The 13,477-nt window shown below is 66.1% G+C and carries 9 protein-coding genes and 1 tRNA gene; 8 read left to right on the top strand and 2 right to left on the bottom strand.

Going from position 1 to position 13,477, the window contains the following annotated elements; genetic code table 11:
• Positions 1–25 precede the first annotated feature (25 nt).
• Positions 26–1,144, top strand: coding sequence for a S16 family serine protease (locus tag QZZ33_RS00990; protein ID WP_291377602.1), 1,119 nt, complete (start codon positions 26–28; stop codon positions 1,142–1,144).
• Complete coding sequence (locus QZZ33_RS00985; protein WP_366475331.1) at positions 1,141–4,107, top strand: UPF0182 family protein; 2,967 nt, start codon at positions 1,141–1,143, stop codon at positions 4,105–4,107. The genes QZZ33_RS00990 and QZZ33_RS00985 overlap by 4 nt, the downstream gene beginning before the upstream one ends.
• Before the next feature lie 63 nt (positions 4,108–4,170).
• Here the strand turns inward: QZZ33_RS00985 and QZZ33_RS00980 are convergent, their stop codons facing one another.
• Positions 4,171–4,929, bottom strand: a complete 759-nt coding sequence (locus tag QZZ33_RS00980; RefSeq protein ID WP_291377601.1) for a DUF4328 domain-containing protein — start codon at positions 4,927–4,929, stop codon at positions 4,171–4,173.
• Between the two features lie 147 nt (positions 4,930–5,076).
• Between QZZ33_RS00980 and QZZ33_RS00975 the strand changes: the two genes are divergently transcribed.
• The 5 genes from QZZ33_RS00975 to QZZ33_RS00955 all read left to right on the top strand — a co-directional run bounded on the left by QZZ33_RS00975 (position 5,077) and on the right by QZZ33_RS00955 (position 11,374).
• A tRNA-Met gene (locus tag QZZ33_RS00975) sits at positions 5,077–5,150 on the top strand.
• A gap of 137 nt (positions 5,151–5,287) precedes the next feature.
• Positions 5,288–6,451, top strand: coding sequence for an FIST N-terminal domain-containing protein (locus tag QZZ33_RS00970; RefSeq protein WP_291377600.1), 1,164 nt, complete (start codon positions 5,288–5,290; stop codon positions 6,449–6,451).
• A 3-nt stretch (positions 6,452–6,454) separates the two neighbouring features.
• On the top strand, positions 6,455–8,617 hold the full coding sequence (locus QZZ33_RS00965; RefSeq protein WP_291377599.1) for an EAL domain-containing protein: 2,163 nt from the start codon (positions 6,455–6,457) through the stop codon (positions 8,615–8,617).
• 69 nt (positions 8,618–8,686) lie between these two features.
• Positions 8,687–10,120, top strand: a complete 1,434-nt coding sequence (locus tag QZZ33_RS00960; RefSeq protein ID WP_291377598.1) for an amino acid permease — start codon at positions 8,687–8,689, stop codon at positions 10,118–10,120.
• 9 nt (positions 10,121–10,129) lie between these two features.
• Positions 10,130–11,374: an APC family permease gene (locus QZZ33_RS00955; RefSeq protein WP_291377597.1), complete on the top strand. Its 1,245-nt coding sequence runs from the start codon at positions 10,130–10,132 to the stop codon at positions 11,372–11,374.
• A 75-nt stretch (positions 11,375–11,449) separates the two neighbouring features.
• On the opposite strand, the gene QZZ33_RS00950 is transcribed toward QZZ33_RS00955, so the two are convergent.
• Complete coding sequence (locus QZZ33_RS00950) at positions 11,450–11,956, bottom strand: DUF2505 domain-containing protein (protein WP_291377596.1); 507 nt, start codon at positions 11,954–11,956, stop codon at positions 11,450–11,452.
• Positions 11,957–12,025: 69 nt separating this feature from the next.
• On the opposite strand from QZZ33_RS00950, the gene QZZ33_RS00945 reads away from it, so the two are divergent.
• A complete protein-coding gene (locus tag QZZ33_RS00945) occupies positions 12,026–13,471 on the top strand; it encodes a PAS domain-containing sensor histidine kinase (protein ID WP_291377595.1) in 1,446 nt (481 codons plus the stop codon).
• Positions 13,472–13,477 lie beyond the last annotated feature (6 nt).

Here is a 13,477-nt window from a genome sequence, read left to right as displayed (position 1 = left end):
GTTCGCTATGGGCAATGATGGGGGCGTGAGTGAGCCACTAGACGACGTGTACCTTTCGCTGTCGGAGCAACCGCCGTCCCGTCGCGCCAACGTGATGGCGGCCACCGGTTTGACGGGATCGCTCTTGCTAGCCGTGTTGACGGTAGCGCCAGCGCAGTACGCGATCGAGGGGCCTGGTCCCACGTTCGATACCCTCTCGACCGCCGACGACGTGCGCCTCGTCCAGATCGAGGGCGCGACGACGTACACGTCGACGGGAGAACTGCGCCTGACGACCGTCTCGGTATCGGACGCCAGTTCCAAGAGGTTCACCGTGGGCGCCGTCATTCAGGGGTTCTTCTCTCCAGCCAGGACTGTGCTCCCTGTCGAGGCGGTGCTCGGCAGTCCTGAGGACCAGGAGGAGGAGCAGGAGCGAAGCGAGCTGCAGTGGATCACCTCCCAAGAGGCCGCGACAGTGTCCGCCCTCGAGGCGCTCGGCGACGAGGTACCCGCGACCATCACGGTGGTGGAGGTCTTGGACGAGTCGAACGCCGCTGGAGTTCTTCTCGTCGGCGACGTGTTGGCGTCAGGCGACGGTGAAGAGTTCGTGTCCTACACCGACCTCTCGGACTACGTCTCCGTGCGCGAACCTGGCGACACGGTCACCATGACCGTGATGCGCGACGGTGAAGAGCAGACCGTGTCGTTCGACCTCATCGACTACGAGGGTCAACCGCGCATGGGCATCACGGTCGATCCCCAATTTGATCCATCGATCGACGTCACCGTCGCGATTGATAGGGTAGGCGGACCGAGCGCGGGACTGATGTTCGCGCTGGCCATCATGGACCAGCTCACGGCTGAGGACGAACTTGCAGGCGCGCAAGTGGCTGGCACAGGGGTCATCGACGTGGATGGTCAGGTGTATCCGATCGGCGGCATTGCCCACAAGATGTACGGTGCTCGTTCCGCAGGCGCCGAGCACTTTCTCGCACCGGTCGAGAACTGCAGCCAGGTCATCGGGCACATTCCAGACGGCCTCGACGTTTACGCGGTAGATACGCTGGAAGACGCCTATGCCGCCATCGTGGCGATCGGCGAGGAAGACACTTCGGACCTGCCGCGTTGCAGTGTCGACAACAACAAAGAAGAGGATCTCCCGTGAGTTTTGACGAGGACCGCCCCACACCGCGCAATAGGCCCGTCTCGGTGCCCAAGCGACGCTCGCCCATGGCCATCGCGATCGCCGTGATGGCATTGTTGGTCGTCCTCACAGTGGCGCTTGCCAACGTGTGGACGGAAGCCGCCTGGTACGACCAAGTGGGCTACTTCAACGTGTGGCGCACCCAGTGGATCGCACGCATCGTTCTGTTCGCCATCGGCGCCGTCATCGCTGGCACCGCAGTGTGGGGTTCGTTGCGGTGGGCCAAGTCGGTGCGGCCCGCGTTGACCGCAGCGCGCAACACGCCACTCGATCAGTACCGGGAGCAGATTCGGCCCATCGAGCGCATCGTGACCTTGGTGCTGCCAGTGCTCGTGGGCCTCATCGCAGGTGGCGCCATCGCATCTCGGTGGGACCAGGTGCTTGCCTTCATGAACCGCACGTCGTTTGGCTATGCCGACCCCCAGTTTGGCCTCGACGCGTCCTTCTACGTGTTCACGCTGCCCGTGCTGCGGCTCGGCGTGGGATTCGTGCTCGCGATTGCGATCATCTGCACCATCCTTGCCGCGTTCGTCCACCTGCTGTACGGCGGCATCTCTGGTGGCGGGCGGGTGTTCGTAGCGAGCAAGGGTGCGCGCACTCAGCTGGGCATCTTGGGCTTCATCGTGATGATCGCCATCGCAGCCAACTACGTCCTCGACCGTTTCTCCTTGGTACTCAACGAGGGAGAGCGCTTCTCCGGCGCCAGTTACACCGACGTCAATGCGATCCTCCCCGCTCGGTCCATCCTGGCGGGCATCGCGGTGCTGGTCGCCTTCATGTTCTTGCTGGTGATCTGGAGGGGCGACTGGCGGATTCCCGCCACCGGTGTTGGCCTCATGGCCCTGTCGGCCATCGTCATCGGCGGCGTGTACCCCGCGATCGTTCAGAACTTCCAGGTGGATCCGAACGCGCAGGAATACGAGGCTCCCTACATTCAGCGTGACATTGACGCCACTTTGCATGCCTACGGGCTCACCGACGTTGAGGTCAGCCAGTATGAGGCCCGCACCGAAGCCGACGCGGATGCCTTGCGCGCGGATGCGGACACGACGGCGCAGATTCGCTTGCTCGACCCGAACGTGGTCGCGCCGACGTTCCAGCAGCTGCAGCAGAACAAGCAGTACTACTCGTTCCCCGAGACCCTGACCGTCGACCGCTACCGTGTTGGCGGCGAGATTCGCGACACCGTCATCGCCGTGCGTCAACTCAACCTTGACGGTCTGAGCGCAGAGAACCGCTCGTGGGTGAACGACACCACGGTCTTCACGCACGGCTTCGGGGTGGTCGCCGCCTACGGCAACAAGGTCGCCCTTGATGGTCGCCCGCAGTTCTATCAGTCGGGGATCCCCTCGACTGGCGAACTGGGCGACTACCAGCCGCGCATCTACTTTGGCACGAGCGTGCCGGCGTACTCGATCGTGGGTGCTCCCGAGGGTAGGGGGCCGTGGGAGCTCGACTTCCCCGACGACGACGCTGGTGGACAGGTCAACAACACGTACGACGGCGATGGTGGGCCCGTCATCGGCAACGCGTTCGCCAAGGTGATGTACGCACTCAGGTTCGGTGAACAGCAGATCCTGTTCTCTGACCGCGTCACAGAAGAGTCGCAGATTCTCTATTACCGCGATCCGATCGAGCGGGTGGCCCGCGTGGCGCCCTACCTCGACCTCGATGCGACCACCTATCCAGCCGTGGTCGATGGCCGCGTTGTGTGGGTCGTGGACGGGTACACCACTACCCCTGACTTCCCCTACGCCGCGAGCATCTCTTCCGCGGACGTGTTTGCGAACACCGACACCCTCAATCCGGCGGTGCTCAACTACATTCGCAACTCGGTCAAGGCGACTGTGGACGCTTACGACGGCACCGTGACGCTCTACGCGTGGGATCCGGAGGACCCGATCCTCCAGACATGGCAGAAGGTCTTCCCGTCGACGGTGGTTCCGTACTCCGAGATGAGTGCGGACCTCATGAGCCACATGCGCTATCCGGAGGACATGTTCTCGATCCAGCGTTTTCAGCTCACGCGCTACCACGTGGAGGATGCGTCCGACTTCTACTCGGGCCAGGACTTCTGGGCTAACCCGGCCGACCCGACCGCCGAAGCTCAGTTGCAGCCGCCGTACTACCTGACGCTACAAATGCCAGGGCAAGACGATCCCGCGTTCTCGCTGACGTCGACGTTCATCCCGGGAGGCAACTCGGATCGTCAGGTGTTGACCGGCTTTGTCGCGGTGAACTCCGAGACGGGCGACCAGGCAGGAGTGAAGCACCCCGACTACGGCCAGTTCAGGCTGCTCGAGTTGCCGCGCGACGCGACTGTGTCCGGTCCGGGCCAGGTACAAAACCAATTCCGCTCTGACCCAGAGGCGCAAAACGTGCTGAACCTGTTGCGCCAAGGCGAGACCGACGTCATCAACGGCAACCTGCTTACCTTGCCGGTGGGCGGAGGGCTCCTGTACGTCCAGCCCGTGTACGTGAGGTCTTCCGAGGGCACGCAGTTCCCGCTTCTGCAGAAGGTGTTCGTGTCCTTCGGCGACGAGGTGGGTTTTGCCGACACGCTCTCCGGCGCCCTTGACCAGGTGTTCGGCGAGGGGGCGGCGCCGACGGATCCGATAGAGCCGACGGACCCGACGGACCCGCCGACGGATCCCACCGAACCAACGGAGCCGGTGAATCCGGATGTGAGCGCCGCCAGAGACGCGCTGCGCACCGCACTCGCCGACGCACAGCAGGCGCTGCTCGACGGTCAGGCCGCACTCGCAGACGGTGACTTCGCCGCGTACGGCGAGGCGCAAGACGCGCTTGCCGAGGCGCTGGGACGGGCCTCCACCGCCGAGGCCGACCTGGATGAGGCGACCGGTGTCGACGGGGATTCCGACACGGCGGCGTCGCCGTCCGCCTCACCGGCGAGCAACGAGTAGAACCGGCATGAAGAGGGGCCGCGGGATATCCCGCGGCCCCTCTTCATGCGCGGTGCGCGCTGGCTAGAGCGACGCCCTGGCGCTGTTCATCGCATCCGCGGCTAGCGTCTTTTCGGCAGCCGTCGTCTGGCGAATGAGGAGCGCGAGGAACACCCAGGAGACGGCGAGGGTCAGCGCACTGGCCCACGTGAGCGGCACGAGCACGTCGAAGGCTTCAAGGTTGGTCACTTCCCCAGTCGAGTAGTCCATGGCCGTGAACGTGGGAACGATGGATGCCCACGCAAACACCCAATAGAGGCAGAAGGCGAACCACCAGCCCAGGATGATCGCGAGGCTGGCCTTGCGCCGTGTGATCGCACGCATGCCCAGGTACGGCAGGACGAAGTCGGCGAGCGGGACGAACCAGCCCCACCACTCAACGGCGGGGGGCCCGCCAGGGACCTCGCCGCGGTCAGTCATCGCCGAGCGCACCTTCGACATCCACAGCGCCACTAGCACGAAGCTGGCGATCCACAGCGGGTAGGAGAGCAGATCCCACGGACTCTGGCCCGCGAAAGGTGAAGCACTCTCCGGATCCGCGAGTATCGTCTTCAACTCTTCCACGCGGTCCGAAGCCTGGAGGGCACTCACCAGACCCAGGGCTGCGACCGCCCCGGTCAGAATCGTTGCCCACAAGGCGAGGGCTGTCGGTGCCGAAGACGGCGTCACCACGATGTGTGGGGGAGGGGCGTAGGCCGGGGGAGGCGTCTGCGACTGCGCCTGCGGCGGCAGCGGCTCGCTGGGACTGGTGAACGGGTCTTGAGGTTCTTGAGGTGTAGTCATGACACGACCGTATCCACTCGCGGGCGGGCGTGCATCCTCCATCGGAATGATGCTGCGACCCTCCTTGCGGACGATGGGCCGCCGGGAGGTGCCGAAGGGGCGATTTGGATGCCCTGTCCCGGCCAGGTAGGATGGGATATCTACTGACGCGGGGTGGAGCAGTTCGGTAGCTCGCCGGGCTCATAACCCGGAGGTCGCAGGTTCAAATCCTGTCCCCGCTACGAGAAGAACCCCCAGCCTATCGGCTGGGGGTTTCTCGTTTCTTGTGTGCCTCCTGAGCAGCGTCGCGTCGCGAGCCGGGCGGTCGTGACGCTGGCCGAATGTCTCAACTTCGTCCCTTCGGTGTCGATTCTCAGGCATGAGTGATTCCGAGGTGCAGCGGTGGATGTCAGTCGGCACGTCGGACGACCCACGCCCCGATGCCGCCGCAGAACAGGCGGTCGCTCACGCGATTGCCGGCAGGCCTGCCGCGCTCGTCATGATCTTCGTCTCGCCCTCTTACGACATGCATGAGGTGGCGTCGTCCGCGGCGCGGGCGGCTGGCGATGCTCCCCTGGTGGGGTGTTCCACCTCCGGTGAGATCGCCGAAGGCCGCGGTGGCTCCGGGCGCATCGTCGCGGTGGCACTGGGCGGAGACGGACTGGAGGCACACACCTCGATGGGCCTGATTGCCGATGGCGCATCCGAAGCGGGAGGCGCGGCGGCTCAAGGGCTCCTTGCTCTCACCCAGCCGCACCGTGCACTCATCCTGCTTCCTGACGGACTCGCTGGCGAACAGGTGTCGGTAGTGCGCGGCGCGTACGCGGTAGGCGGAGCCGCGGTGAAACTCGTGGGTGGCTGTGCCGGAGACGAGTTGCAGATGGCCGGTACCTGGCAGATTCTTGGCGACCGCGCGTACACGGGGGCAGTGGTGGGTGCGGCGATTGGGTCGGCAGGGCCCATCGGTATCGGCGTCGGCCACGGGTGGCAGCGAGTCGGCGAGCCGATGGTGGTCACCGAGAGCGACGGAGCGCAGATCTTCAAGATCGATGACCAACCCGCGCTCGACTACTACTTGAAGTTGACGAACTCGTCGCCGGAGGCATACTCCGATCCGTTGGCCTGGCAAGGCCATGCTCTGGAGCGTCCGCTGGGCCTTCCGCGGCCAGGAGGCGATGAGGTGCGCGCGGTGCTTGGCGCGGATTTTGAGAGTCGCTCACTTTTCTGTGGTGACGTCCCGCAAGGGTCGATGATTTGGGTCATGGAGGGCAACGCAGAGTCCGTGCTGCGCGGCACTGAGGATGCGTTCGACCAGGCAATCGAGGGCCTCGAAGGGGCGACTGCTTTGGGCTACGTGGCCTTTGACTGCGCGGCACGGCGTAACATTCTTGGCGACGATGGCCTGGCGGTCGAGACGGCTCGACTGGCGCAGCGCGCGGGCGAGGTGCCTCTGGCGGGCTTCTACACCTACGGTGAGGTCGCGCGTCGCTCGGGCTCCCGCGGCGTGCACAGCGCCACCCTCGTGTTGCTCGCCCTAGGTTGATGAATGACAGATTTCTCTGCAGTCTCGCCTCAGCGGCTCGTGGTGTTCCTCACCGAGTTGGGCAGGTGCGCGACGTCCGCAGAGCTGGTGCGACAGGCCGCAGAACTCGTTGCAGAGGAGTTTGACGCGGAGGTGGGTCTCGTCATGTCCTCCGATGGAGTTCTCGCTGGCGTGGGTTTCGGTAGCGCCGATCTACCCACCGATCTGTTGCAGTCGATACCCTCTGGCGTCGCACTAGTGAGCATTCCAGGCATAGGGCGTTGTCACACGATGACCGCCGCGTGTGCCGCCTTTCCCTCTGGGCGCATCGTCGCTGGCCGAGTGAGCGCGCGCTACACCAGCTCCGATCGAGACCTCCTTCTTGGTATGGCTGGCGTCCTGGACTTGGCCACCCGATCCATCCGCGCCCTCGAACGAGAACGCGCGCGACACCGGGCGCTCGAGATTCTCCTTGCGCTCCAGCGGTCCATCTCCCACCGGGCGCCGCTCGCGAAAATTCTCGCATCTGTCACAGAGGGCGCCTCGAGCGTGATGCGGGGCTGTCCCGTCGCTCTCGTGCTGGACGACGCGCTGGATCCCACCCGCCCCGTGCACGTGGGCGCCGCCGTAGAGACGCTCGTAGATCCCGTCTCGATACCGGTCCACGTCCAAGGGGTCACCGCTGGGCATCTCCTTGCGGGGTCCCAGGACGGAACGCCACTCGGCGAAGAGGACCGCGCGCTACTGTCCACCTTCGCCGAGCACGCCAGCCTGGCACTGACCGACGCTCGCACGGTGGAGGCCATGAAGGAGGCCTTCCACGACCCGTTGACAGGGCTTCCGAACCGCCCGTTGTTCCTGGACCGACTCAAGGCAGCGCTCGACAAGAGAGATCCCAATCCGTTGGCGGTGCTGTTCGTCGACCTCGACCGCTTCAAGGACGTCAATGACACGATGGGCCACGCGGCGGGAGACGAACTGCTACTGCAAGTCGCGGAGCGCATTCGTGCCACCACGAGGACGGAGTCTTCTGCGGCTCGGTTTGGCGGCGATGAGTTCGCGCTTGTGGTGGAGTACGGCTCCGAACCCGGAATCGTGCTACAGGTGGCGGAGCGCGTCATTGCGGCGGTGGCCAAGCCCTTCACGGTGCGTGGCAAGACCGTTCTGATCGGCGCCACGGTGGGGATCGCCTTCAGCGGTCACGGTCGCGATGCTTCGGAACTGTTGGCCGACGCCGACCTGGCGATGTACCGGGCGAAGCGCGCGGGCGGGGGGCGCAGTGCCACCTTCGAGTCCAAGATGCGCGATGAACTCACGTCCCGGCTGGGCCTCGCCTCTGATCTGACGGGAGCCCTGTCGCGGGACGAGTTGTCGGTGGAGTTCCAGCCCATCTTCGACCTCACGACGGGACGCCCCATCGCCGTGGAGGCCCTGTTGCGGTGGCACCACCCGGTCCGCGGAATAGTGGCACCCTCTGAACTCATTCCGATCGCCGAGTCGACCGGTCTCATCGTGCCAGTCGGGCGGTGGGTTCTTGAGCAGGCGTGTCATTGGGCGTCTCGCTGGCGCGAGTCTCTCCCTGATCTCAAGGTGAGCGTCAACGCGTCGGTCCATCAGTTGCGCGAGCCCGGCTTTGCCGAGGACGTGGTGGCGGCCATCACGCGGGCTGGCCTGCCGCCGCTTGCGCTCATCATGGAGGTGACGGAGAGCGCACTGATTGCGGATCACGACGGCACCATCGAGACGCTGGAGAAACTGGAGAAGGCCGGAATCACGATCGCGCTCGACGACTTCGGCACCGGCTACTCCGCGCTGAGCTACCTCCACAAGTTGCCGCTGGACATCCTGAAGATCGACCGCAGTTTCGTCTCAGGGGGGCAGGGCGAGCAGGGCGACCAACTGGTGCGCACCATCATTGACTTGGGCAAGGTCTACGGACTCGAGGTGGTTGCGGAGGGCATCGAGGATGAGGCGCAATTGCAGCGTCTCATTCAGGCAGGCTGCACCTTGGGCCAGGGATACTTCCTGAGCAGGCCAGCGATCCCCGAGGGCCTCATCGAGAAGCTAGAACACCTGGACCAGGGCCACGAGGTGTTGACGGAGTTGGAATCTCACGTCGGACAACCTCGCGGCGGTTTCGGCTCCACGATCGACGAGGCAGCGTGGGAAGAACGGCCCGGATACTGACGGGCTCGCGGCGAGTAACGTGGGTGCTCGTGCGCGCCGGGGGCGTGACGTATCGCGACCGGAGCAGCCATGACACGGACGGCTGTGCACGAGGTGGGTGTGGGCCGCTCCGGCTGGTGGCACGGGCGTACAGTCCTCCTGATCGCCTTCGCGTTCTCGGTGATGGCCGACCCTGTGTCCTCGGTGGCATATGCGATAGAGGCGGCACTGCGCGCACTCGACGGTCGACTCAGCCTCTTGCTCCCCGCCATGTTTCTGGTGCTAGTGATCGTCGGGTTGGTGGTGGCCTCCTACCACCAGCTCGTCGCGCGATTCCCTGAGGGCGGCGGCGCCGCCGCGGCCACCGGCAAGGCGTTCGGCGAGGGACTGGCGTTCGTGCCAATGGGCGCGCTGGTGGTCGACTTTGTGCTGACAATCGCCATTTCGGTGTCCGCGGGATCCTCCGCGATCATCTCCTACGTGCCTTCGCTGTCCCCATATCGGCTGTGGCTCGCGCTGGGACTGCTGACGCTGGTGGCGGGACTCATGCGCTTCGGACACCTGGGGAGAGCAGTCTTTGCGCTCCTGACGATCGCGTTCGTCGTCACCGCCGTGGTCGTGCTGATCACCAGCGCCGGGCAAGACACCATCACCACCGTCGTGGAACCGTCGCTGACCTCGTCCGCGCCGCTGACGGTAGCTCTCGCGTTCCCCGTGGCCATGGCTCTCGCCACCGGCGTGGAGGCCCCCTCCTCGGCGATTGCCCAATTGGCGCAACTGGACGATGCAGGGCGCAGGTCTTTCGGACGGTGGGCACTGTGGCTCACTCTCGGCATTGTGTCTGTGCTCACGATGGGGCTCGCTGCCGCGGCAGTGCACCTTGGCGTAGGGGTGCCTGGCGAAGACACCACGCTGGTGGCGGAGTTGGCGCGGGCCGGTAGCTCCCACGCAGTGTTCACGCTATTCCAAGGCACGACGGCCTTGCTGTTGCTGTCTGCGGCGAGTTCCTCGTTCCAGGCCGGGCCCGGCCTGCTGAAAGCCCTCGCGCGCAACGAGGGCAGCGGACCTTCGCGGCACGGGGTGCTGCCGTCCGTGTTGGGAACCACGAACGTTCATCACGTGCCCGTCGTCGGCGTGATGGTCTTCTATGGCGCGTCGGTGGTGGTCGTGGTCGCCGCAGGCGCACGTGATCAACGGCTCGTGCTGTTCTACGCAGTCGCTGTGTTCGTGAGTTTCCTGATGGGATTGCTCACTATGGCGACCTTCGCGTGGCGCGAGCGTCGCGTGGCATGGGTGGTGCTCAACGCTGTCGCCGCCACCGCCGTGGGCTTCACTCTCGTGGCGAACGCACTGCGCCCTGCCGCGCTTGGTTCGCTAGCGGCGACTGCGCTGGTAGGCGGAGGGCTGTACATCGCGTGGGTCAAGGCGGGACGTCCGCGTGGAGCGTCGCATGCCGTCGCGGAGGCGGAGGTAGTGGCAGAGGTCGAGCCTGACGCAGGCGAGCAAGGTGCGGCGTCCCGCTAGCATTCACGCGTGAGTACCCGCGCCGCGCCCGAGCGCCGCCTGGGGCTCTTCGGCGCTGTCGGCGTCGGCGTCGGGTCGATGCTGGGCGCGGGCGTCTTCGTGGTGTGGGGCCCTGCGGCAACGGCGGCAGGTCCGTGGTTGCTCGTGGCGATCGGGCTTGCCGCAGGCGTCGCCATCATCAACGCCATGTCGGTCTCGCTGCTGGCGGCGCGCCACCCAGTGGCCGGTGGGGCGTACACGTACGGTCGGCGCGAGTTGAGCCCCACGTGGGGTTTTGTGGCCGGTGTGGGATTCGTGGTCGGGAAGACCGCGTCTGTGGCCGCCATGGCGCTCGCCATTGGCTCCTACGCGTGGCCCGCACACGTGCCCGTCGTGGGGACCGCGGCGATAGTTGCGGCGTGGGCAGTCAACGCCATGGGAGTGACGCGCACCGCGCGCGCCACCACGGCGATTGCGGTGGTGGTGTTGGCGGGGCTTGCGGCCGTGATCGCGGCGTCCCTCACCGCACAGGCAGAGCTAGAGGCTGCCGCGTCGACCGGATCCGTCTCCCCGAGGTCCGTGGCCTCCGCCGCGGCCCTCGTGTTCTTCGCGTTTGCGGGATACGCCAGGCTCGCCACTTTGGGAGAGGAGGTACGCGACCCGCGCCGCACCATTCCGCGTGCGATCGCCATTGCCATCGGCATTGTTGTGGTGGTGTACCTGGCGCTCGGCGCCACGCTGCTGAGGCGACCTGGGGTCGACGCGCTTGCGGGCTCCTCCGCGCCATTGTCCTTGGCGGTGCCGGACGCGCGCGGTGCCGCTGCTGGCCTCGCGTTGCTCGCGGCCGTCGCGGCCATGGGCGCCATGGTGGCGCTGATGGCTGGCATCGGACGCACGGCGATGGCGATGGCCCGGGAGTCGGACTTGCCGGCGTCGCTCGCGCGAATCGGGAGGTCTGGGGCGCCGCAGCGAGCCGAGGCCGTGGGTGCGCTCGGGTCGATCACGCTGGTGTGGTGGGGCGACCTCGGCTTCGCGCTCGCCATGTCGAGCGTCGCCGTGCTGGTCTACTACGCCGTCGCCAACGCGGCGGCGTACCGCGCCACGCGTCGAGGCGAGGGTGGCGCGCTCCAGGCGGCCCGCATGGTCCCGGCCATCGGATTCGTGTGTTGCGTACTCCTGGCACTGTCGCTCGACGTGGCGCCCACGCTCGCGACCGTGGGCTCGCTCGCAGTCGCCGCCGCAATCCGCGCCGCCGCACGCCGCCGATCCGCGTGACCATCCGGAGTCCCTTTCAGGCCGGCGATGTTGAGCTCGCGAAGGCAACACAGACGACGCCGCAAACCAGCGCCCTCACGCGGAGGCGAGCCAGGCGTCGGCCGCCGCCAACTCCTTCGGCAGGGCCTGCCCGATCGCGGAAGCGACCGCCCTTTCGACCATGGCCCCGACCAGTGGCACGGAGGCCTGCACTTCCCCTGATACCTCAAAGTCTGCGCCGGTGCCCGCGGGGGTGAGCACCACCACTCCTCGCGCGTGTCCGGGCGTACCTGGAATCTCCATGGCGAAGGTTCCCTCGCGCCCGCCGTCTTCTCGGGAGGCGTCTGGCGCGTCCCAGGCCTCCGTATAGCGGACGTGGATTTGGGAACCCACAAACGCCCGAAACTCGGCGGGAATCGTGGTGGCGGGAATGATGCGACGAATCACGACAGTGAACGCGCCGTCTTCATCGGCATCCACGAGCACGTCGCTGCCTTCAGCGCCGGTGGCGCGAGCACGCTTCGCCGCAAACTCCTCGTTGCTGAACATGGCGACCACGTCGTCGATCGACGCATCGAAATGGTGTTCGTGGTTGATCTTCATGGTGCCTCCTCCCGCTGTGATTAGGGTATCGCGGCGCCGGACGCCCGTGGCGCCTCATAGGCTTGAGCCGTGGCCACCTTGTCGGAGATAGCTCAGCAGTACGGGCCGATGCCCCTGGACGAGGCCGACTGGCTGTCGGAAGTGGTGGCTGATTGGCAGATCATTGCGGACCTTTCCTTTGCCGACTTGGTGTTGTGGCGCAAGGTAGACGAGGGCTTCGTCGCGATCGGCCACTGCAGGCCCTCGACGGGACCCACTGTTCACCAGGAGGAGGTCGTGGGGGTCAGGGCAGCGGCTGGCAGGATCGGCCATCTTGAGACGGCGTTCACGGAGCGTCACGTCGTCGTGTCACGGGAGCCGCGTTGGGATGAGACCTATGCCGTGCGCGAGGAGGCACTCCCTGTGGTCATGCGTGGGCGGGTGATTGCGGTGCTCACTCGCGAGGCGTCGATGGCCGCCTTGAGGTCCTCCAGTCGCCTCGAGATCAACTACAAAGGGGCCGCCGACGACCTGCTGAGCATGATCACTCGCGGCGAGTTCCCCGTCCGCACCTCCGTGACCGGCCCCAGACGGGGTGCGCCACGCGTGGGCGACGGCGTCATGAGGCTCGATGCCCAAGGCATCGTCACCTATGCCAGCCCCAACGCGCTCTCGTGCTTCCACCGCCTCGGTGTCACGGGGTCGCTCTTGCACCGGGCGCTTCCACGCGTGGTGACCGCGATGGTGTCCGACAGGGGGCAGGTGGACGAGACGCTAGCCATGGTGACGGCTGGGCGGGCGGCGTGGCGGACCGATGTCGAGGCCAATGGAGCGGCGTTGTCTTTGCGTGCCATCCCCGTGACCGACAACGGCAACCGTGTGGGAGCCGTGTTGTTGTGCCGCGACGTGAGCGACTTGCGTCGCCGTGAGCGCGAACTCATCACCAAGGACGCGACCATTCGCGAGATTCACCACCGCGTGAAGAACAACTTGCAGACGGTGGCGGCCCTGTTGCGGCTCCAGTCGCGCCGCGTCGAGGCACCCGAGGCGAGGGAAGCGCTATCGGAGGCGATGCGCCGCGTCGCGACCATCGCGATGGTGCACGAGACCCTGTCCGGCACCTTGGACGAGCAGGTCCACTTCGATGACCTCGTGGCGCGCGCCGCCCGGATGGCGGCCGACGTGGCGTCGCCTGGCGTTCAGGTCAAGATCGTGCGCGAGGGTGACTTTGGGATGATCCCCGCGCAGTACGCGTCATCCCTCGCGTTGATTCTCACGGAACTGGTGACCAACGCGGTCGAGCACGGCTTCGAGGGCCGCGAGCATGGCTCCATCACGATCTTTGCCGAGCGGGACGGCCCTGAACTGCATGCCCGCATCACCGACGACGGCAAGGGCATTGCTGCGGATCCGACCGGTTTGGGATCTCAGATTGTCCGCACGCTCGTCACCAACGAACTCCATGGCCAGATCGAATGGCACTCGGTGCCCGGCGGCTCGCGCGTCGATCTGACCGTCACCGTCGACGGTGACTAGGGGCGA

Source organism: Demequina sp., assembly GCF_016278775.1.
GTDB lineage: Bacteria > Actinomycetota > Actinomycetes > Actinomycetales > Demequinaceae > Demequina.
Note: the sequence above shows the minus strand (reverse complement) of the source record. Positions and strands in the feature narration are given on the sequence as shown.

What these genes read in the sequence shown, in the direction of transcription:
- QZZ33_RS00980 (WP_291377601.1), bottom strand. Translation starts at nt 4,929, where the DNA reads ATGACTACACCTCAAGAACCTCAAGACCCGTTCACCAGTCCCAGCGAG.
- QZZ33_RS00970 (WP_291377600.1), top strand. Translation starts at nt 5,288, where the DNA reads ATGAGTGATTCCGAGGTGCAGCGGTGGATGTCAGTCGGCACGTCGGAC.
- QZZ33_RS00965 (WP_291377599.1), top strand. Translation starts at nt 6,455, where the DNA reads ATGACAGATTTCTCTGCAGTCTCGCCTCAGCGGCTCGTGGTGTTCCTC.
- QZZ33_RS00960 (WP_291377598.1), top strand. Translation starts at nt 8,687, where the DNA reads ATGACACGGACGGCTGTGCACGAGGTGGGTGTGGGCCGCTCCGGCTGG.
- QZZ33_RS00950 (WP_291377596.1), bottom strand. Translation starts at nt 11,956, where the DNA reads ATGAAGATCAACCACGAACACCATTTCGATGCGTCGATCGACGACGTG.